Consider the following 19,352-nt stretch of genomic DNA (forward strand, 5'->3'; position numbering starts at 1 on the left):
TCAACAGAGGTTACTCACCCGCCGTCGTCCGTGGTGAGCCACGTCGGCCAGCGCCCAGCCGATGCCAACCTCGCGGTGCCGGACTCTGGGACCATGGCTCGCCCGGCAAGGCCCGAACTCGCAGGGGTACAGCCACGCTCCGCGCGCTGGGCCCGATGCGGGTCCCGAGGCCGATCATCGGCGCAGGTGCCGAGCCGCACGAATGGCGCCGCGATGGCGGTGGGCGCAACCGGAGACCAACCTTGCGGTCGTAGGCTGGCCTGCGTGACCATCGACTTGCGCGCCGACCCCATTGCCCTCACCGCTGCCCTGGTCGATATCCCGAGCGTCTCGCGAGACGAAGCGGCGATCGCCGACGTCGTAGAGCGGGCGCTGCGTGAGCAGACAACGAGGTTCGAGGTGCTGCGGCACGGCAATGTCGTATTGGCCCGCACCGATCTGGGGCGACCGTCCCGGGTCATTCTCGCCGGCCACCTGGACACCGTGCCCATTGCCGACAATGTCCCGAGCAGGTTCGTGGACGAGGCGGGCGAGCGCCGGCTCTATGGCTGCGGCACCGTCGATATGAAATCCGGTGACGCGGTATTCCTGCATCTGGCCGCGACCGTCGCCGAACCCGTGCACGATCTGACGCTGATGTTCTACGACTGCGAGGAAATCGCCGCCACGTACAACGGCCTCAATCACATCGAGCGCGAACTGCCGGACTGGCTGGTCGGTGATCTGGCGATCCTCGGTGAACCCTCCGGCGGCGTCATCGAGGCCGGTTGTCAAGGCACCCTTCGCGTCCGCCTCACGACCAAGGGGGTGCGGGCCCATTCGGCGCGATCCTGGAAGGGCGACAATGCGATTCACCGGCTGGCCCCGGCGCTGCAGCGGCTTGCCGATTACAAGGCCCGCGAGGTCGACATCGACGGCTGCGTCTATCGCGAGGGCCTATCCGCGGTCCACATCGGAGGTGGGGTGGCGGGCAATGTGATTCCGGACGAGGCCGAGGTGGTCGTGAACTTCCGCTTCGCCCCGGACCGCACGGTCGAGCAGGCGGCCGATCATGTGCGCGCGGTATTCGACGGACTCGAACTCGACTTCGAGCTCACCGACTCCGCCGCGGGCGCGCTGCCGGGCCTTTCCGCGCCCGCCGCCAAGGATCTCATCGCCGTGGTCGGCGCCGACAGCGTGCGCGCCAAATACGGCTGGACCGATGTCGCGCGCTTCGCCGCCCGCGGCATCCCGGCGGTGAACTTCGGGCCGGGCGATCCCAATCTCGCGCATAAGCGCGACGAACACGTTCCGGTTGCCCAGATCACCTCGGTCGCCGAGGTATTGCGCGGCTACCTCTCGGGGGCGGTCGGCTGAACTCCGGCACGGGACGCCGTGCACCGGGCCAGCCCGGTAGCCTGTGCGCCATGTCCACCGAAGCCGCCGACAACGAGATCGCAAGCACGCCGAAGTCGACACCCAAATTCCGCGGACCGATCATGTTCCGCCGCGATCGCAAGCCGGGCGGTACCGCCGACCAGAACCTCCTCGACAAGCACGGCCCCAGTGATTGGGTGCATACCGATCCGTGGCGGGTGCTGCGCATCCAGGCCGAATTCGTCGAGGGCTTCGGTGCGCTCGCCGAAGTGCCGCGCGCGGTCACGGTCTTCGGTTCGGCCCGCACTCCGGCGGGTCATCCGGAGTATCAGGCCGCCATGGCCATCGGCGGCGCGCTGGCACAGGCCGGATTCGCGGTGATCACCGGCGGTGGTCCCGGCGTTATGGAGGCCACGAACCGCGGCGCATCGGAGGCGGGCGGCTATTCGATCGGACTCGGCATCGAGCTGCCCTTCGAGCAGAGCCTCAACGAGTGGGTCGATCTCGGCATCAACTTCCGCTACTTCTTCGCCCGCAAAACCATGTTCGTGAAGTACTCGCAGGCATTCATCTGCCTGCCGGGCGGTTTCGGCACCTTGGACGAGCTGTTCGAGGCATTGACCCTGGTGCAGACCCGCAAGATCACCCGCTTCCCGATCATCCTGTTCGGCAGCAAGTACTGGGCCGGACTCGTCGACTGGCTGCGTGATTCGCTCGGCGGCTCCGGCAAGATCTCACCCGGTGATCTCGGTTTGCTGCATGTGACCGACAGTGTCGAGGAGGTCGTGCAGATCATCCTGTCGGCCGCGGAGTCGAATAATGGCGGCGAAGCCATCGGTACGGAGGACCAGTGGTGAGTGAACGCGGGTACGCGGTGTGCGTCTACTGCTCGGCCAGCACCGGGGAACCCGAACTGCTCGCACTCGCCGCTCGGGTGGGTACCGAAATCGCTAGGCGCGGTTGGCAATTGGTCTCCGGTGGTGGTCACGTCTCGATGATGGGCGCGGTCGCGACCGGTGCCCGCGCCGGTGGCGCGCACACCATCGGGGTGATCCCGAAACATCTGGTGCACAAGGAAGTGGCCGATGTCGACGCCGACGAGCTGATCGTCACCGACACCATGCGCCAGCGCAAGCAGGTCATGGAGGATCGCGCCGACGCCTTCCTCACCCTGCCCGGCGGCATCGGCACACTCGAGGAATTCTTCGAAACCTGGACCGGCGGCTATCTGGGCCAGCACGATAAGCCAGTGGTCGTGCTCGATCCGAACGGTTTCTTTCGAGGTCTGTTCGACTGGCTGGACGAGCTCTACGCTCGCAAGTTCGTATCCGAATCGGCCAAGGCCAGGATCACCGTGGTCGAGGATCTGCCAACGGCCTTCGCGGCCCTTCGACCCGATGTGCCACAAGACCCGGCACCGGAGCACGCCACTACGCTCTACGAGGAGATGTGACGCAGTGAGCACCGAAGCCCACGCCACCGTCAGCCTGTTCGATATCGCAAAACAGTTGCCGCGCATGGCATTCGATGCGCCGTCGATGCTGCGTGGCGCACTCGGCATGCTGGTGCAGCCGGATACCGAATCCTCGGTCGGGCTGTACTTCCAACGCAACGCGCATCGGTATCCGGACCGGACGTTCCTGAAGTTCGAGGGTCGGACCTTCCGCTACGGCGCGGCCAACGCACAGGTCAACCGGTACGCGCGGGTACTCGCCGACCGGGGTGTGCGGCGCGGTGACGTGGTCGGCGTGCTGATGACCAACCGCCCCGAGACCCTGTTCGTGGTGCTGGCCACCGTGAAGCTCGGTGCCACGGTCGGCCTGCTGAACCACCACCAGCGCGACCACGTGCTCGCCCACAGCTTCGGACTGCTCGACAGCGTGCTGAACGTTGTCGGTGAGGAATGCCGCGAGGCATTGGACTCGCTCGCCGAACCCCTTGCCAATGTGCTCTTTTCGCAGGATCTGCACAAAACGGCCGAGGACGCCGACCCAGCCGACCCGCCGATCTGTGCGCGGATCACCGCGAAGGAACGCGCCTTCCTGATCTTCACCTCCGGCACCACCGGACTGCCCAAGGCCAGTGTGATGACGCATCTGCGCTGGACCAAGAGTATGGCCGGACTCGGCGGACTCGGAATTCGCCTGCGCGGCAACGACACGCTGTACTGCTGCCTGCCGCTCTACCACAACAACGCGCTCACGGTCGCGCTGTCTGCGGTCCTCGGCGCGGGCGGCACCTACGCACTCGGCAGGCAGTTCTCCGCCTCCCGCTTCTGGGACGAGATCATTCGCGAGCAGGCGACCGCATTCATCTATATCGGCGAACTTTGCCGCTACCTGCTCAATCAGCCGGTCAAGCCGACCGATCGACAGCATCGGGTCCGACTCGCCGTCGGCAATGGTCTGCGCCCAGAGCTGTGGGACGAGTTCAAGACCCGTTTCGGGATCGGCCGGATCGTCGAGTTCTACGGCGCGAGTGAGGTGAATATCGCCTTCATCAACGCCTTCGGGGTGGATCGCACCGCGGGCTTCGGGCCGTTGCCCTATGCCATCGTCGAATACGACGACGCGACCGGAAAGGCCAAGCGTGATAGGGACGGTCGGCTGCTTCGGGTAACGGGCGGCGGCGTGGGCCTGCTGCTGGCCAAGGTGACCGACCGTTCGCCGGCCGACGGCTATACCGACAAGGCCGCCTCCGAGGCGAAGTTGGTGCGCGACGGTTTCGAGGACGGCGATGTCTGGTTCGACACCGGGGATCTGGTCCGCGATCAGGGGTGGCACCACATCGCCTTCGTCGATCGGCTCGGCGACACCTTCCGCTGGAAGGGCGAGAATGTGGCCACTACCGAGGTCGAGGGCGCATTGACCGCATCCGATGCGATCTCGCAGGCGGTCGTCTTCGGCGTGGATATTCCGGGCACCGACGGTAAGGCGGGTATGGCGGCGGTGACCCTGTATCCGGGCGCCGAATTCGACGGCCGCGCACTCGCCGAACTGGCCTATTCACGGTTGCCCGGCTATGCGGTGCCGCTGTTCATCCGGGTCGTCGCCGAACTCGAACAGACCTCGACCTTCAAGAGCCGCAAGGTCGAACTCCGCAAACAGGGCTATGCCAGCGACCCCGACAGCACGCTGTATGTCCTGGCTGGTCGTGCCGACGGCTACGTTCCCGCTTATGACGGATACGCCGCGGACGTCGCGGCAGCCCGTGCGCCCAAAAGCTAGACAGTCGGTGGTCGCACCTGGCCAGCTACCCAAGCGTGGGCGTAATCGGTTGTTGCCTGTCCCAAGAATCCATCGTCCACAACCCGTTGCCGAGGGCCGGGTTACATGACTAGGTACAGTCGGAGCCATGTTCAGCTCCACCGCAGCGCCGCTTCCCACTCTGTGCGGCAAGCCGGTGGCGACGGATCGGGCGCTGGTGATGGCCATCGTCAACCGCACTCCCGATTCCTTTTACGACCAGGGCGCCACTTTCACCGATGCGGCCGCCATGGACGCCGTCGCGCGGGCGGTTGACGAGGGCGCCGACCTGGTCGATATCGGTGGGGTGAAGGCCGGTCCCGGCACCCTGGTCGATGCGGCGGAAGAGACCCGCCGGGTGGTCCCGTTCGTTGCGGCAATCAGGGAGAAATATCCGGAGCTATTGATCAGCATCGATACCTGGCGTGCCGAGGTGGCCGACGCCGCGGTGACCGCGGGTGCGGATCTGATCAACGACACCTGGGCGGGCGCCGATCCGGATCTGGTCCGGGTGGCCGCCGATCGCGGCGTCGGCATCGTGTGCAGCCACACCGGCGGCGCGGTCCCGCGCACCCGTCCGCATCGGGTGCGCTACGCCGATGTGGTGGCAGAAGTAGCGCAAACCGTGGTGCGCGCCGCAGAAGATGCGGTCGCGGCCGGGGTTCGGCGGGATTCGATTCTGATCGATCCGACCCATGATTTCGGCAAAAACACTTATCACGGGCTCGAGTTGTTGCGGGGAATGGACGTTCTTGTAAATACCGGATGGCCAGTCTTGATGGCGCTGAGCAACAAGGATTTTATCGGGGAGACTTTAGGTGTCGGTCTATCCGAACGGTTGGAGGGCACATTGGCAGCAACAGCATGGTCGACGGCCGCCGGCGCCCGAGTCTTCCGAGTGCACGAGGTTGCCCAGACGCGGCGCGTCGTGGACATGATCGCCGCGATACAGGGCATCCGGCCCCCCGCACGAACCCTGCGAGGTCTGGTATGAATTTCCATCACCCACAGAGCCCCGTCTGGGCGACGACCAATACCTGGGACGCCCCCGATTGGACGGTCGACGAACTCGTCGCCGCCAAGCGTGGACGCACCGTTTCGGTGGTGCTGCCCGCACTGAACGAAGAGAACACCGTCGCCGATGTGGTGGCCAGCATTCGGCCGCTGCTGGGCACCCTGGTCGATGAGCTGATCGTGCTCGATTCCGGTTCGACGGACGCCACCGCCGAACGCGCGCTGGCCGCTGGCGCCGAGGTGATCACTCGCGAACAGGCCGTCCCCGAACTCGAGCCGATGCCGGGCAAGGGTGAGGTGCTGTGGCGGTCGCTGGCTGTGACCAGCGGCGATCTCATCGCCTTCGTCGACTCCGATCTCATCGACCCGGATCCGGCCTTCGTGCCGAAACTGCTCGGCCCGCTGCTGCTGGTCGACGATATGCATCTGGCCAAGGCCTACTACCGCAGGCCGCTGCGGCAGGCGGGTGCGGTGGACGCGCACGGTGGCGGTCGCGTTACCGAACTCGTCGCCCGTCCGCTGCTGGCCGCATTGCGTCCGGAACTCTCGCAGGTGCTGCAGCCGCTCGGCGGCGAGTACGCGGGCACTCGCGAATTGCTGACCTCGGTGCCGTTCGCCCCCGGCTACGGCGTGGAGATCGGTCTGCTCCTCGACACCTACGACCGCCGCGGCCTCTCCGCGATCGGTCAGGTGAATCTGGGCGTGCGCACCCACCGCAACCGCCCGCTCGCCGATCTCGGGGTGATGAGCCGTCAGATCCTCGGCACCGTGCTCGGTCGCAGCGGGGTGCAGGACTCCGGTGCGGCGCTGACTCAGTTCCCGCTGATCGGCGATGCCTTCACCGCGCACAGCACGGAGGTATCGCTCGTCGACCGGCCGCCGATGAATACGCTGCGCCCGGCCTGGGCCGCGGCCTGAAGCATCGAGGATGAGCCCCGGTGCTCGCGGGGTTCATCCGTTGCGGTCACCGTGCAGGAGATCAGCTCGGTGCGGCCGGGCCCATTGCGCGCCAGTGAGATCGATGGTCACTGGTCGTATCTCCTTGCTGGTGTGGGCGTTGAGGTCCAGGCCGAGCGGGCTTTTCACGCGAGCCAACTGATCGTCGGTGACACCGGCCGTGCGGAGGCGCACGACGCGTTCGCCATGTGTGCGTCGGCAGCCGAGCGCGCCGATGAAACCGATGTTCTCGATTCCCAACGCCGCCACCAGCATCGGCACATCGAATTCGGTGCATTCATCCGAGCCGATCACGCCGCCGTGTCCGGCGGCGAGTAGTGCTCGCGCATCGCGGTCGACGCCATGCCACGGATCGGCACCGAACCGAATGCTGACCCGACGTGAACGACAGCAGTGCCGTCCAGCACTAGCTACCGACCAGTTCCTATGCGCTGCGGCCGAGCGTGCGGTACGGCGTCGGCGTCGGATTCGGCTGCTGGACCGTTCGGAAGCAGTCGTTCGGCCTCCTCGTCCAAACGCGCCTGCAGATCGGCGACGGTCAGATGGGTGTGCTCGGTGCGCCGCCGCTGCAGCCTGGTGACCACCGCGGCGGTCACGATGATGACCAGCACCACACTCACGATCACGATTGCGTTCATCGTCATACCTTCCGGACAGTGCGGGTGCTGTTGCGCGTGACCGTCATTCGACGACCTCGCGCAGTTGGAAGCCCGTCGGGATATCGCCGGTGTGGAAGTAGGTCGCGAATACCTGCGCGGCAATTTCGGCGTCGAAGACCTCGTCGGGGTACACGCGCAGCAGATCGGGCCCATTCGGCACATCGACGCCCGGATGGCCGAGGCGATCGCCGGGCAGGCCGAGCAGGTACCGGCGCGGCGTCCCGTCGGCGGTGGTGCGCAGTTCGATGGCGAGCACCTCGGCCGAGCCGACGCAATGCACGGAGTCCGAACCCGGTGCGGCGCTGATCGTCGCGGTGATCTCCCCGGCGGGCATGGGGGACGGCAGGCGGGTCAGGTTCACCGAATACGAGTCGCAGCCGTCCAGTCTGCGCAGCGGGCGCAGGAAGTCGATCACGGTGTCGTCGGGGCCGATGAAGACCTTGAGTCGATTGCTGTAGGTCACGCGGTGGGTGGTGATCATCGGTCGCTCCGTCGGGACGCCCGAGTCGAGATCCGAGCCCGATCCTCGTTCCGGCCGGGCAGCTATGGGCGCGGAACCCGCTCGCGCCGGACGTGGAACATTCATTCGGACCTACCTGCCACCGTTGGTTATCGACTAGCTAACTCAGCATTGCGGGTGTCGAGCCGAGATGGAAGGTATTGGTGATGTGTGACACATCACGGTTTCATTGCGAATTGGTGTGGGCCACCTGGGTTCTTTGGGTGCGATCGAATATATGGCGGCCCAGCGCGACTCGCCGCCGCGCATCGGCCGCCTCTGCAATTTGATTGCCAAAAGGTGTCCGGAAGTCGAACGACTCAGCGTCTGAGGCCCGGAATCGGTCGGGGTTCGGCGTCGTGTCGGTACACCGGGGTGAGCAGATCAGCATCGACCGGTTCCCCGGTGGCACGGTCGTAGCGCACCGCGACGAGCACCGAAAACAGATGTGTGGCAGCACGTTCGTGCAGCGTGGCCAATCTGGTTGCGAGCAAACGGATCGCACCGAGGGACCCGGGCGGATGCAACCCGTCGATGATCAGGGCGGTACCGCGGCCGTCGGGGCGCGGGAGGCGGGCGATATAGGCGATGTCATGCGGTTCCGGGCCGCCCGGCCGGTATACCCTTCTGGCCGCGCGATCCTCGATGCCGCGCCGCGCGTCCCCGGCCCTGGCCACCGCACGCCGCAACCGCGGATCCGCCGCGATGAGCTGACGCACGCTGGGGGACAGTTCGGGCCCGCCGAGCACGATCAATCCGTCGCGATTCAGATCGACGGGTCGGCCCGGCAGGAAGTGCTCGACGGCCGCGGTGAAGCCGAGCTCGCGCAGCAACTCCACCAGTCGCTGCGCCGCGCTCGGATCCGGAGCGCCTAGCACTCGGCCACCACGGACCTCGGGAGCGATCACCGTGAGCGACCCGTGCCCGAAGAACAGACCTTCCGGTGCCGGACCCTGGGTACTCACCTGATGGATCCGCGCGCGGGAAAGTCCTGCCGCTGCACCAATTCTGGCGAAGGTCCAGCCCTCGGCATGTAGTTCCCTGATCACCGCTCTGCGGATACGGGTCAGTTCGTTGATGGTCTGTTGGGCCGCCGCCACCCCATCGGTGGCCGCCTTGAGTCGCTCGACTTTATCTTCGATCGCGAAAACGCGCGCCACGTCATCGGCCGACATGTGCGAAGTCTAGACATCTCGACACCGTGATGCGTCTAGTCTTCTTGACTTAGTTCAGCTTTCCAGGTTTGGCAACCGCAACGGAGCGAGTCTTACGAGCGACGTTCGCTGCCCGTCTCGCGTCCGAGTCGTCGAAGCGCATGCGCCGCAGGCGCGAGTCTCGACGGCTCGGACGCGAGACACCAGGGGGCCGCGAACACGCAGCGCCGCAGGCGCCGCAAATCGAACACAGCCAATTCAGGTCGCGTCGGTGTCGATCGGCGGACGTTCGTTGCGCTCCAACGGCTTTTCGAGCTTGGGCATCGGGTAGTCCGGCATGCCACTGCTGGTGCCGAGCAGGTCCTGCTTATCCGGGATCGCCTTCTCGAAATCCCGGAAAACCGAATCGTCGCCATTCAGAAGGTGTTTGGTGACCATCTGACGAGGCGACATCTGGCGCAGCTCGTTCAGATCCGCCAGCGGCTTGCGCAGATCCTCGAACTCCGGGCCGAGTTCCTGCTGCAACTGCTGGGTCGCACCGCTGGCGTAGTCGCGAACCTTGCGCAGGCTCTGCGTGGTCCAGCGAATCGCCCCGGGCAGTCGCTCCGGGCCGAGGATCACGAGGGCGGCGACGAGGAGGATGACCATCTCGCCCCAGCTGATGTTGCTGAACACGAGTCCAGGCTACCTGGGCATAGTTCCCCGGGCCGCGTCGGATTCCCGCGCGCGCTCAGTCCGATTCCAGCGTGACCGGCACGTCCACCTGCCTGCCATCGCGGATCAACTGCACGTTCACCGTATCGCCGATCTTGCGCTGCTGTACCGCGACCACCAGCTCATCGGGTCCGGTCACCTCGCGGTCGCCGATCTTGACGATGACGTCGTTCTCCACGATCCCGGCCTTGGCCGCCGGACCGCCGGGTTCCACGTCGGCGACGGCTGCACCGCTCATCACCTCGTTGGCCACCTGCTTGCTGCGGGCGCTGAGGCCGATCTTCGGGTGGTGCACCTGTCCGTTGTGGATCAGCGTCTGCGCGATGGAGGTGACCATATCGACCGGAATCGCGAAGCCGAGGCCGACCGAACCGCCGGTCTCACTGCGGATCGCGGTATTGATGCCGATGACCCGGCCCTCCATATCGACCAGCGCGCCACCGGAGTTGCCCGGGTTGATCGAGGCATCGGTCTGCACCGCGTCGATGACGGCCTTGGTGTCGCTGCCCTCACCGGAGAGCGCGACCGGGCGGTGCAGCGCGCTGACGATGCCGGAGGTGACGGTCTTGCTCAGGCCGAGCGGTGAACCGATGGCCAGCACGTCGTCACCCACCTGGACGTCCTTGGACTTGCCCAGATTGGCGACAGTGAGATTCTTCACATCGACCTTCAGCACCGCGAGGTCGGTCTTCGGATCGCGTCCGACGATATGCGCGGGCACCCGGCTGCCGTCGGAGAAGGTCACCTGAATCGCGGCCCGGTTCGACTTGTCCTGTGCCGCCATCGAAATCACGTGATTGTTGGTCGCGATATAGCCCTCGCCGTCGATGACGACACCGGAGCCGGTCGCACCGTTGTCACCGACTGTGACCCGGATCGAGACCACCGCGGGCAGCACCGCATTGGCGACCTTGGCGATCAGGCCGTGCGGGCGTTCGATTTCGCTGGATTGGTCCAAGGTGACCTTGCGCGAGGTCAACGGGGAGGTCGCCTCGGCGGTCAACCTGCCGACCAAGCCGCCGAGTACGCCGATGGCCAGTGCGACAACGGCCAGCAGGACCAGCGCCTTGGGCGCCACCCGGGAGCCGAACAGCACCTCCCTGGCCGAGAGCTGCCGCGCCTGCGGCAGCGGTGCGGGCCGCGGCGTCGGCACGGCGGGCGCGCCGAGGCGGGCGGCCGCATCGGGATCGCGCCACGGATCGCCCGGACCGGCGACCGGCGCGGACTGATCGGCGGCGTCCGGATCACGTTGCAGCAGTTCGGTGGAGCCCGCCGGACGTCCGAAGGCCTCGGCCAGTACGGCATCGGGCGGGCTGTTGTGCAGTTCCGGACCGACCTGCGGGGGCTGTGAACCCGACGTGGCCGTCGGCTGCTCGGAGAACGAACCGGCCTGGCCGGAGGGGCGGCGGAACGCGCGCGCCGTGTGACTGTCCACATGCGGCCGGTAGACCGGGCGCGGTCCGAGTACCGGGGCGTCGGACGGCCGCAGGGGGCTGGCAGTCGGCGAAGCCGACGGGGTGGATGAACCCGGCGTCCCCTTCTTGGCCGCCGAATCGGTGGCATCGCCTGCGGTGGGCCGCGATTCCGACGGCCCGGAATTCGTCGATTCGGTGGTCACTCGGAAAACTCTACTTGCGCCACCACGTGGTCCACCGGGTCGCGGTGAACGAATCGGTCAGAAAACCGAAAACCGCCTCGTTGCGAGGGCTGCCGTTGGTCGGGCGCGAGGTCGCGCTCGAAGCGCCGCCGGGGAGTTCGGCCAAGGGAATGCGGGTGAGACTGTCGTGCAGATCGGTGGGAATCGAGACCTGACCGGCCCGGCGCAGCGCGATGCGCGCCTGCTGCTGTGCCTCGACCTCCGCCGCACACTCCGGGCAGACGGAAAGGTGCTGGGCGGCACGCAGATAGGCGTTCATCCGTAGTTCGCCGTCCACATAGGCCGCGATCGCCTCGCTGGCCAGATGTTCGGTAGGACGGAAACGGGGACGACCTGACGTGCTGGCGTCGCCACTCATTCGGTGCTCACCCTTCCACCCGACAGCATCCGTAGCGCACGACCGGACGGATATCCGGCCGCCGGGTGCGGCCCGGCTCCCGCCGGGTCACCCGATGTTCGCGTCAGCGGTGAACCGCTGCTCACTTCCATTATGCGCAAGGTAGTCGCGCAATGCCTGACGGCCGCGGTGGATCCGGCTGCGGACGGTGCCGAGTTTGACACCGAGGGTCGCACCGATCTCCTCATAGGACAGACCCTCGATATCACAGAGCACGACTGCGGCGCGGAACTCCGGGGCCAGCGAATCCAGTGCGGACTGCAGGTCCGGATCGAGCCGGGCGTCGTGGTAGGCCTGTTCCGGGCTCGGCCCGTCGGCGGGCACCCGGTCGTAATCCTCGGGCAGCGCCTCCATCCGGATCCGGTTGCGACGGCGCACCATATCCAGGAACAGGTTCGTGGTGATGCGGTGCAGCCAGCCCTCGAAGGTGCCCGGCTGATAATTCGACAGCGAGCGGAACACCCGGATGAAGGTCTCTTGGGTCAGATCATCGGCGTCCTGCGCGTCGCCGGAAAGACGGTAGGCCAGCCGGTACACCCGGTCGGCATGTTCGCGGACCAATTCGTCCCAGGACGGCATCGTCGAACGGTCGCCCGTAGCATCGAAGGCCGCGGTGCCGGTCAGCTCGACATCGGTGGCATCGTCGTTCATATCGGCCTCCATCGGCAAGGCATGCGCTGGCAGGGTGGCGAACTCGAGCGCCGCCCCGGCGTGAGCCGGCAGGGTGCCAGCTTGCGAAACCTCGGAGGCAACCGGGAGCGCCGAAAATGACCCTCTATCCATGTGGACGGTGATACCTCCTACTCGGGACCGTGGTTGCGGACCTGATAGCGATCCGGGTCTCGAATCGCCACGTACGGATACAACCGACGAACGGTATGTCGTTGTTCCCGCGTCCCCGCCCCAGGCGGTCGGCTGGTCTTGCTTGCCCATACTCTTTCTTGCCTCGATATGCCGCGGGTATGGAGATCCTGAGGGACACCTGAGAATCTGTGCCCGCCGCCACTGATCAATTAATCGTGCGAGCCCGGGATAACGCTTCACTGATGAGCCAAACTTGCGACTTCGTGCCCTAGCCTCATAGGCGTGGCATCGAATCTGGAGCGAAATCTCTCCTACGTGGAGGAATCCGTCGTGGAAGACGAGGTCCTCATCGGCGCGCGTGAGCGTGCCACCGAACTCGGTGCGGTACCCGTACCACCCTCGGTCGGCGCACTGCTGAGCATGTATGCCCAGCTCCTCGGCGCGCGAGCGGTGGTCGAGGTGGGGACGGGCGCGGGGATCAGCGGGCTGTGGCTACTGGATGGCATGCGCGAGGACGGGACCCTGACCACCATCGATTCCGAGCCCGAGCATCAGCGCGCGGCCAAGGAGGCGTTCCGCACCGCGGAGATTCCGCCCGCGCGCACCCGGCTGATCAACGGCCGCGCCCTCGATGTGCTGCCCAGGCTCGCCGACGGTGCCTATGACCTGGTCTTCATCGACGCGGCCCCGCTCGAGCATCCGCAATACGTCGCCCACGCGGTGCGCCTGCTGCGCGCGGGCGGTGCCATCCTGCTGCACAACGCCCTGCTCGGCGGCCGGGTTCCGGATCCGGCGCAGCGCGATCCGGCGACCCAGGCGGTGCGCGCGGCCACTCGGGCGATCGCCGAGGACCCCGAGCTCACCAGCGTGTTGATCCCGGTCGGCGACGGTCTGCTCTGCGCATCGCGCGGCTAGTAATCGACGGGCTACCGATAGACGCTGGGCGCGTGGGGATTTCGTGCACCGCATGCTGATTCCGCCACCGTGCGACGGGTATCCGTATTGATGCCAGATTCGACGACGGCAAGGTATGCCCATGGTGTGGGAACGCGGATCCGAGATCCTCGAAATCGGCCATATCGGCCACACGATCAATGAGGGACGATTACGCGGTGGCTGTCTGCTGCCCGCACTCGGCTTTCTGATTTTCATCATGGTGCTCGCCGTGGCGGTGCTGGTGTGGATCAGCAATGCCGATTTCGGCACCGAACGGACAAAAGTCCCGCTGACTCCAGGACCCTGCGAACCGTTCTGCACGGCCACCGTGGCACCGCCGCAACCAGCCCCCTGATAACCGTCGAAAATTGCCGCGCAAAACCTCCGCCGACTGGGTATCAAGGAGGAGAGGATGTCCCGGTGTGGACACCGGGGAGAGGTTCGGATGTTCGGCAATGACGACGATTATGGACGACCGCGCCCGATCAACTGGGGTCGGTCCGCCGTGGTTCTCGTTCTCGTGCTCGGACTCGCGGTAATTCTGATGTTGCTGGTCGCCACCGCCGATTTCGGTGATAAGTCGCCGTCGACGACCGTGCCGAAAACTCCGGGGCAGTGCGCGCCTTTCTGCCCGACGAATGCGCGGTAGCCGGTACTAGACCCACACGCCCTTGCCGACAGTGACGACGCCGCCGTTGCTGACCGCGAAGCGATCCCGGTCCCGGTCCAGATCGACACCGATGATCTCGCCCTCGCCGACGACCACGTTCTTGTCCAGAATCGCGCGGCGCACCACCGCGCCGCGTCCGATCCGTACCCCCGGCATGAGCACACTGCCCTCGACGGTCGCGCCGTCGTCGACCATGACATTGGAGCTGAGCACCGAATTGCGCACGGTCGCGGCCGAGAGAATGCAGCCCGCCCCGACCACGCATTCCTGCGCGAGCCCGCCCTGCGCGAATTTGGCGGGCGGCAGATTCTCCGCCGCCCCGCGGATGGGCCAGTGCTTGTTGTAGAGATTGAAGACCGGATGCACCGAGACGAGGTCCATATGCGCCTCGTAGAAGGCGTCGATGGTGCCGACGTCGCGCCAGTAGCCGCGGTCGCGTTCGGTCGCGCCGGGGACCTCGTTGTCAGCGAAGTCGTATACCGAGGCCTCACCCGCCGCGACCAGTGCGGGGATGATGTCGCCGCCCATATCGTGATCGGAATCGGAGTTGTCGGAGTCGGCGCGAATCGAATCCACCAGCACCTTGGTGGTGAAGACGTAATTGCCCATGGAGGCGAAGGTGACATTCGGATCGTCCGGTGTGCCCGGCGGATGCGCGGGCTTTTCCAGGAACTGGGTGATCCGCCCGGATTCGTCGGAGTCGATGCAGCCGAATGCGCTCGCCTCGCTGCGCGGCACCCGGATGCCGGCGACGGTGACACCGGCACCGGAGTTGATGTGGTGCTGGACCATCTGCTCCGGATCCATCCGGTACACGTGATCGGCGCCGAAGACCACGATGTAGTCCGGATCCTCGTCGTAGATCAGGTTCAGCGATTGCATGATCGCGTCGGCGCTGCCGGTGTACCAGCGCGGTCCGAGGCGCTGCTGCGCGGGCACCGGCGTGATGTACTCACCGGCGAAACCCGACAGCCGCCAGGTCTGCGAGATGTGCCGGTCCAGCGAGTGCGACTTGTACTGGGTGAGCACGCACAGGCGTAGATAGCCCGCGTTGACCAGATTGCTGAGTACGAAGTCGATCAGACGGTAGGCGCCGCCGAAGGGGACGGCTGGCTTGGCTCGATCCGCGGTGAGTGGGAACAGGCGCTTGCCCTCGCCACCGGCGAGCACGATCCCGAGTACGTGCGGCTGGCTCCTCACATCTGCCAAACTACCGCGCCACCCGGGTACAGGTGGCCCATGCCAAAGTGAACGTCTAGTTTGAAGCAGTGAGTTTCGGCACGGGCGGCGGGGGTGCGGGGGCGGTAGCCGGCGATCGCGACCGGCTCAGCGTGGCGATGTTGACGCGGGAATTTCCCCCCGAGGTGTACGGCGGGGCTGGCGTGCACGTCACCCAGTTGGCCGCGCAGTTGCGGCAGCTGTGCGAGGTGACGGTGCACTGCATGGGGGTGGCGCGTACGGATGCCATAGTGCACCAGCCGGATCCGATGCTCTACGCCGCCAACGCCGCGCTGCAGATGATGTCGGCACAGCTGCGCATGGCCGATGCCGCGGGGCAGGTGGATGTGGTGCACTCGCATACCTGGTACACCGGGCTGGCCGGACACCTCGCCGCGACGCTCTATGGGATCCCGCATGTGCTCACGGCACATTCGCTGGAGCCGCGGCGACCGTGGAAGGCCGAACAGCTCGGCGGCGGCTACCGCTTGTCGTCGTGGTCGGAGCGCAACGCCGTGGAATACGCCGACGCGATCATCGCGGTGAGCGAGGGCATGCGCCACGATGTGCTCGCCGCCTATCCGACGATCGATCCGGACCGGGTCCACGTGGTGCACAACGGCATCGACGCGACCGTCTGGCATCCGGGACCGCCGCTGGTGGGATCTCGGTGGATCCTGAGCGAATTGGGTGTGCGCGCCGACCATCCGATCGTGGCCTTCGTCGGTCGCATCACCCGGCAGAAGGGGGTCGGGCATCTGCTCGCCGCGGCCCGCGACTTCGATCCGGAAATCCAGCTGGTGCTGTGCGCGGGCGCGCCGGATACTCGTGAACTGGAGGCCGAGATTTCCGCGGCGGTCGCCGAACTCGACAGTGTGCGCGGCAATGTGTTCTGGGTGCGCGAAATGCTGCCGACCGAGCAGATCCGCCAGATCCTGGCCGCCGCAACGGTCTTCGTCTGCCCCTCGGTCTACGAGCCGCTCGGCATCGTGAATCTGGAGGCGATGGCGTGCGCGACCGCGGTGGTCGCCTCGGATGTCGGCGGCATTCCCGAGGTGGTGGCGGACGGGCAGACGGGTCGCCTGGTGCACTACGACGGGAATGCGGTGCGGCAGTACGAACAGGATCTGGCCGCGGCCGTCAATGAGGTCGCCGGTGATCCGGAGCTCGCCGCCGAATTCGGCGCGGCCGGACGCCATCGCGCCATCGCCGAATTCGACTGGCTCCGCATCGCATCCCAAACCGTCGCGATCTACGACCGAGTCCGCAAGCTCTGACCCGGCCGATCGCGCGGCCGTTCGCTCGCGCTCAGGGGAGTGGTCGGTAGGTCGCGATCTGCACCGAGGCGGTGACCTCGACGGTGTCCGGAAGGGCATCGACGTGCGGGGTCGCGTGATGGGCGGATGGACCCATCGCCACCACATCGCGGATCTCGGTGCGGGAGAGTTTCATCGAGTACTCGACCAAGGTGTGGTCGACGGGGGCGAAGTGGCCGGACATGGCCTCGGTGAGTCGCCGGTCCTTATCCGGGTCGACCGTCACCATGCCGAGTGGGCCGATCAGCTCGGCCAGATGGCGTGGGGTTGGGGTGGCGACGACGAATCGGCCGTGCGTGGTGAGGGCCCTGGCGACCTCGCTCGGATTGCGCGGCGCGAATACCGAGAGCACGCGGCGCAGCGCACCGTCGCGAACGGGCAGACCGCGCCAGGCGTCGGCGAGTACCGAGGCGGCGCGCGGATGGGCGCGGGCGCAGCGTCTGGCCGCCGGTTTGGCCACGTCCAACGCGATCCCGCGGGCCGGGATGGCATCGAGCGCGGCGGCCAGGTAATAACCGGTTCCGGCACCGACTTCCAGTACCGCATCGTCGTTGAGCACCGGGCCGGATGAGTCGTCGGCCGCGACGGCCGCGGCCACCGCATCGGCGATCGGCGCGAAATGTCCCCCAACCTGGAATGCGGCGCGCGCATCCAGCATCGCTGCGGTATCGCCGGTCATCTTCGTCGACGCGCCGGTCAACAGACTGACGTAACCCTGCTTGGCGATGTCGAAACTGTGCCCGTGTCCGCAGCGCAGCGTCCGATCCCGCGACTCCATACCAGAGCCGCATTCCGGACAGGCCAGCAGACCGGCCACTTCAGCGAGTGGGGAATTAGCTGGTGACACTCTTCAGTTCGTCACCGAGCGCTGCCGCTTCATCCGGCGTGAGCTCAACGACCAGACGCCCGCCACCCTCGAGTGGAACCCGCATCACGATTCCACGCCCTTCCTTGGTTGCCTCGAGGGGACCGTCCCCGGTGCGGGGCTTCATGGCCGCCATCCTCTGCTCCCTCCAGATCTGCGCGATATGCTGCGCACTTTCTTGGAACTCCAGTTGTCACCAACCAGCGAGCTCACCGGCATTTGGCGAGCTACACCCGTCCCATTCTTCCCTATCGCCGGAGTGGACGGATACCTGAGTTCGAAATGTGACCGCTCGGCCTGTGTTGGGCCGCCCACCGCCGACCATTTCGAGCGACCCGCGAGCAGTCGCTACCGGACCCAACAATCGGCCAGATGGTCGTCGACCATTCCGGTCGCCTGCATCAGCGCATAGGCTGTGGTCGGACCGACGAAACGGAACCCGCGCCGCTTCAATTCTTTTGCCAGAGCTACGGATTCGGGAGTCGTCGCGGGTACCTCGGCGAGCGTGCGCGGGCGCGGCCGAGGCGCCGGGGCGAAGGACCAGATCAGTTCGTCGAGTCCGATATCGAGGTCCGCGGCGACGCGCGCATTGGCGATCGCCGCATCGATTTTGGCCCGGTTGCGGACGATGCCGGGATCGGCGAGCAGCCGCGCCGCGTCGTCGTCGCCGAAGGCGGCCACCCGGTCGATCGCGAACCCGGCAAACGCTGCACGGAAGGCCGGTCGCTTGCGCAGGATGGTGATCCACGCCAGACCCGACTGGAACGCCTCGAGACACATGCGCTCGAACATGGCGTCATCGCCGTGCAGCGGCCTACCCCATTCATGATCGTGATAGTCGCGGTAGAGCTGAGACCCCTCCGACCACGGGCAGCGGAGCTTGCCATCGGATTCGGCCGCCAGCGCGGCCGCGGCGATCTCGGCGGTCATTGCTGCTCCAACCCGAACTGCACCCCGGGATGGACGGCGGGTTGATTCGGTTGGGCGAATGAAGCTTCCGGCCGAGCGATGGGTGCCTGCGGCCGCGCAATCGGAATGTGCGGCTCGGTGGCTGGTGTCGGCGGAGTGACCGGTGTGTACGAACGGGCGATCGGGTCGTGCGGCTGGCCGGTCGGTGCCTGCGGATGGGTGGCGGCCGTGTACGGCTGGACGGCTGTGCCGTTGGGCGACACGGTCGGCGGCTGCCGATGGGCGATCGCGCCATGCGGTTGGCCGGTCGGTGTCGATGGTTGAGTGGTCGGGGTGTCCGGCTGGGTGACCGGTGCGTGCCACTGGGCGGTCGGGTCGTGCGGTTGGGCGGATGGCGGCTGCGCTATGGCGCCGTTGGCTGGAGCGGGTGGTGTCTGCGGCTCGGTGATCGGTGCTTGCGGTTGGGCGGCCGTCTGGGTGGCTGGTGTGTGCGGCTGTGCGGTCGGGCCGTTGGGCGTGGGCTGCTGGTGACCGGTCGATGCCTGTGTCTGTGTGTTCGGCTGCTGCTGCGGGTTCGGCTTCTGGAGGTTCGGGCTCTGGGCGGCGCGCGCCTCGGCCAGTTGGAGCTGCAGCTCGTCGATTCTGGCCGCGAGTCGGGTCAGCGCCCAGTCCACTTCGCCCGCCTTATAACCGCGCACCACCTGCTGGAACCGTAGTGCGCGCACATCGGCGCCGCTGATGCCCTCGGCGGGCAGGACGGTGGCGGTCGTGCCCTCGGGCAGCGGTCCGAGTTCCTCGGCGCGCCCGAATACCGCACTGGCGAGCAGGAACAGGACCGCGGCGACCAAGCCGACGATCAGCACGTACAACAGCAGCGTGAGCATGTCACGAGCTTATTGGCCGACACCGACACCTGGCATCCGCCCGCCCTGCGGAAATCGGACGTCGAATTGCCGGTGGCCAGCTGACCGGACGACCACGT

Annotated in this window: 21 protein-coding genes and 2 pseudogenes; 10 read left to right on the top strand and 13 right to left on the bottom strand. The window is 66.6% G+C overall.

All coding sequences use genetic code 11. The annotated features are described in order from the left end of the window. Positions 1 to 264 precede the first annotated feature (264 nt). The 6 genes from dapE (at position 265) to ACQP2D_RS07310 (ending at position 6,533) form a co-directional block, all read left to right on the top strand. Positions 265 to 1,356, top strand: coding sequence for a succinyl-diaminopimelate desuccinylase (gene dapE / locus ACQP2D_RS07285; protein WP_433682941.1), 1,092 nt, complete (start codon positions 265 to 267; stop codon positions 1,354 to 1,356). Between the two features lie 50 nt (positions 1,357 to 1,406). Further along, the gene (locus ACQP2D_RS07290; protein ID WP_433682942.1) at positions 1,407 to 2,213 is read left to right on the top strand and encodes a TIGR00730 family Rossman fold protein; all 807 of its coding nucleotides are present in this window, start codon (positions 1,407 to 1,409) and stop codon (positions 2,211 to 2,213) included. Then, positions 2,207 to 2,809: a TIGR00730 family Rossman fold protein gene (locus ACQP2D_RS07295; RefSeq protein ID WP_433682943.1), complete on the top strand. Its 603-nt coding sequence runs from the start codon at positions 2,207 to 2,209 to the stop codon at positions 2,807 to 2,809. The genes ACQP2D_RS07290 and ACQP2D_RS07295 overlap by 7 nt, the downstream gene beginning before the upstream one ends. A 4-nt stretch (positions 2,810 to 2,813) precedes the next feature. Continuing rightward, the gene (locus ACQP2D_RS07300; RefSeq protein ID WP_433682944.1) at positions 2,814 to 4,583 is read left to right on the top strand and encodes a long-chain-acyl-CoA synthetase; all 1,770 of its coding nucleotides are present in this window, start codon (positions 2,814 to 2,816) and stop codon (positions 4,581 to 4,583) included. A 127-nt stretch (positions 4,584 to 4,710) separates the two neighbouring features. Then, entirely contained in the window at positions 4,711 to 5,595 is an 885-nt protein-coding gene (gene folP, locus ACQP2D_RS07305; protein ID WP_433682945.1) for a dihydropteroate synthase, read from the top strand. Beyond that, positions 5,592 to 6,533, top strand: a complete 942-nt coding sequence (locus tag ACQP2D_RS07310; protein ID WP_433682946.1) for a glucosyl-3-phosphoglycerate synthase — start codon at positions 5,592 to 5,594, stop codon at positions 6,531 to 6,533. Before folP ends, ACQP2D_RS07310 begins: the two co-directional genes overlap by 4 nt. 120 nt (positions 6,534 to 6,653) lie before the next feature. On the opposite strand, the pseudogene ACQP2D_RS07315 reads toward ACQP2D_RS07310, so the two are convergent. The 8 genes and pseudogenes from ACQP2D_RS07315 to sigE all read right to left on the bottom strand — a co-directional run. Next, a pseudogene (locus ACQP2D_RS07315) lies at positions 6,654 to 6,842 on the bottom strand (XdhC family protein); the annotation flags it as partial. A 140-nt stretch (positions 6,843 to 6,982) separates the two neighbouring features. Beyond that, positions 6,983 to 7,210 (bottom strand): hypothetical protein, encoded by a 228-nt coding sequence (locus tag ACQP2D_RS07320; protein ID WP_433682947.1) that lies wholly within the window; start codon positions 7,208 to 7,210, stop codon positions 6,983 to 6,985. A 43-nt stretch (positions 7,211 to 7,253) separates the two neighbouring features. Continuing rightward, complete coding sequence (locus ACQP2D_RS07325) at positions 7,254 to 7,712, bottom strand: hypothetical protein (RefSeq protein ID WP_433682948.1); 459 nt, start codon at positions 7,710 to 7,712, stop codon at positions 7,254 to 7,256. Between the two features lie 338 nt (positions 7,713 to 8,050). Then, the gene (locus tag ACQP2D_RS07330) at positions 8,051 to 8,905 is read right to left on the bottom strand and encodes a hypothetical protein (protein ID WP_433682949.1); all 855 of its coding nucleotides are present in this window, start codon (positions 8,903 to 8,905) and stop codon (positions 8,051 to 8,053) included. 237 nt (positions 8,906 to 9,142) lie between these two features. Next, positions 9,143 to 9,559, bottom strand: a complete 417-nt coding sequence (gene tatB / locus ACQP2D_RS07335) for a Sec-independent protein translocase protein TatB (protein WP_420772198.1) — start codon at positions 9,557 to 9,559, stop codon at positions 9,143 to 9,145. A 55-nt stretch (positions 9,560 to 9,614) separates the two neighbouring features. After that, positions 9,615 to 11,216, bottom strand: coding sequence for a trypsin-like peptidase domain-containing protein (locus tag ACQP2D_RS07340; RefSeq protein WP_433682950.1), 1,602 nt, complete (start codon positions 11,214 to 11,216; stop codon positions 9,615 to 9,617). Between the two features lie 10 nt (positions 11,217 to 11,226). After that, complete coding sequence (locus ACQP2D_RS07345; protein WP_433682951.1) at positions 11,227 to 11,613, bottom strand: hypothetical protein; 387 nt, start codon at positions 11,611 to 11,613, stop codon at positions 11,227 to 11,229. Between the two features lie 87 nt (positions 11,614 to 11,700). Then, complete coding sequence (gene sigE, locus ACQP2D_RS07350; protein ID WP_355177132.1) at positions 11,701 to 12,315, bottom strand: RNA polymerase sigma factor SigE; 615 nt, start codon at positions 12,313 to 12,315, stop codon at positions 11,701 to 11,703. 423 nt (positions 12,316 to 12,738) lie between these two features. Here sigE and ACQP2D_RS07355 point away from each other — a divergent pair, with 423 nt between their 5' ends. From ACQP2D_RS07355 to ACQP2D_RS07365, 3 genes are all read left to right on the top strand, one after another. Continuing rightward, entirely contained in the window at positions 12,739 to 13,371 is a 633-nt protein-coding gene (locus tag ACQP2D_RS07355) for an O-methyltransferase (protein WP_433682952.1), read from the top strand. A 121-nt stretch (positions 13,372 to 13,492) separates the two neighbouring features. Further along, entirely contained in the window at positions 13,493 to 13,747 is a 255-nt protein-coding gene (locus tag ACQP2D_RS07360) for a hypothetical protein (RefSeq protein ID WP_433682953.1), read from the top strand. Between the two features lie 90 nt (positions 13,748 to 13,837). Beyond that, positions 13,838 to 14,041 carry a hypothetical protein gene (locus tag ACQP2D_RS07365; RefSeq protein ID WP_433682954.1) on the top strand — a complete coding sequence of 68 codons (204 nt, stop codon included), beginning with the start codon at positions 13,838 to 13,840 and terminating at the stop codon, positions 14,039 to 14,041. 6 nt (positions 14,042 to 14,047) lie between these two features. Here ACQP2D_RS07365 and glgC read toward each other — a convergent pair whose 3' ends face one another. Then, a complete protein-coding gene (glgC, locus tag ACQP2D_RS07370) occupies positions 14,048 to 15,262 on the bottom strand; it encodes a glucose-1-phosphate adenylyltransferase (protein WP_433682955.1) in 1,215 nt (404 codons plus the stop codon). A gap of 137 nt (positions 15,263 to 15,399) precedes the next feature. On the opposite strand from glgC, the gene glgA reads away from it, so the two are divergent. After that, a complete protein-coding gene (glgA, locus tag ACQP2D_RS07375; RefSeq protein WP_433685566.1) occupies positions 15,400 to 16,557 on the top strand; it encodes a glycogen synthase in 1,158 nt (385 codons plus the stop codon). A 31-nt stretch (positions 16,558 to 16,588) separates the two neighbouring features. Here glgA and ACQP2D_RS07380 read toward each other — a convergent pair whose 3' ends face one another. The 4 genes and pseudogenes from ACQP2D_RS07380 to ACQP2D_RS07395 form a co-directional block, all read right to left on the bottom strand. Continuing rightward, on the bottom strand, positions 16,589 to 17,413 hold the full coding sequence (locus tag ACQP2D_RS07380; protein ID WP_433682957.1) for a putative RNA methyltransferase: 825 nt from the start codon (positions 17,411 to 17,413) through the stop codon (positions 16,589 to 16,591). Positions 17,414 to 17,429: 16 nt separating this feature from the next. Continuing rightward, positions 17,430 to 17,597, bottom strand: a complete 168-nt coding sequence (locus ACQP2D_RS07385) for a DUF3117 domain-containing protein (RefSeq protein ID WP_011211259.1) — start codon at positions 17,595 to 17,597, stop codon at positions 17,430 to 17,432. Between the two features lie 212 nt (positions 17,598 to 17,809). Next, on the bottom strand, positions 17,810 to 18,391 hold the full coding sequence (locus ACQP2D_RS07390; protein ID WP_433682958.1) for a DNA-3-methyladenine glycosylase I: 582 nt from the start codon (positions 18,389 to 18,391) through the stop codon (positions 17,810 to 17,812). Positions 18,392 to 18,968: 577 nt separating this feature from the next. After that, a pseudogene (locus tag ACQP2D_RS07395) lies at positions 18,969 to 19,254 on the bottom strand (DivIVA domain-containing protein); the annotation flags it as partial. Positions 19,255 to 19,352 lie beyond the last annotated feature (98 nt).

The organism is Nocardia sp. CA-119907 (assembly GCF_050955995.1).
GTDB lineage: Bacteria > Actinomycetota > Actinomycetes > Mycobacteriales > Mycobacteriaceae > Nocardia.

Bases quoted from the DNA above. Each gene is read 5' to 3' on its own strand.
- ACQP2D_RS07325 (WP_433682948.1), bottom strand. From the start codon at position 7,712: ATGATCACCACCCACCGCGTGACCTACAGCAATCGACTCAAGGTCTTC.
- ACQP2D_RS07365 (WP_433682954.1), top strand. From the start codon at position 13,838: ATGTTCGGCAATGACGACGATTATGGACGACCGCGCCCGATCAACTGG.
- ACQP2D_RS07345 (WP_433682951.1), bottom strand. From the start codon at position 11,613: ATGAGTGGCGACGCCAGCACGTCAGGTCGTCCCCGTTTCCGTCCTACC.
- ACQP2D_RS07385 (WP_011211259.1), bottom strand. From the start codon at position 17,597: ATGGCGGCCATGAAGCCCCGCACCGGGGACGGTCCCCTCGAGGCAACC.
- ACQP2D_RS07330 (WP_433682949.1), bottom strand. From the start codon at position 8,905: ATGTCGGCCGATGACGTGGCGCGCGTTTTCGCGATCGAAGATAAAGTC.
- glgA (WP_433685566.1), top strand. From the start codon at position 15,400: ATGTTGACGCGGGAATTTCCCCCCGAGGTGTACGGCGGGGCTGGCGTG.
- ACQP2D_RS07290 (WP_433682942.1), top strand. From the start codon at position 1,407: ATGTCCACCGAAGCCGCCGACAACGAGATCGCAAGCACGCCGAAGTCG.
- ACQP2D_RS07320 (WP_433682947.1), bottom strand. From the start codon at position 7,210: ATGAACGCAATCGTGATCGTGAGTGTGGTGCTGGTCATCATCGTGACC.
- folP (WP_433682945.1), top strand. From the start codon at position 4,711: ATGTTCAGCTCCACCGCAGCGCCGCTTCCCACTCTGTGCGGCAAGCCG.
- ACQP2D_RS07360 (WP_433682953.1), top strand. From the start codon at position 13,493: ATGGTGTGGGAACGCGGATCCGAGATCCTCGAAATCGGCCATATCGGC.
- ACQP2D_RS07310 (WP_433682946.1), top strand. From the start codon at position 5,592: ATGAATTTCCATCACCCACAGAGCCCCGTCTGGGCGACGACCAATACC.
- ACQP2D_RS07390 (WP_433682958.1), bottom strand. From the start codon at position 18,391: ATGACCGCCGAGATCGCCGCGGCCGCGCTGGCGGCCGAATCCGATGGC.
- sigE (WP_355177132.1), bottom strand. From the start codon at position 12,315: ATGGAGGCCGATATGAACGACGATGCCACCGATGTCGAGCTGACCGGC.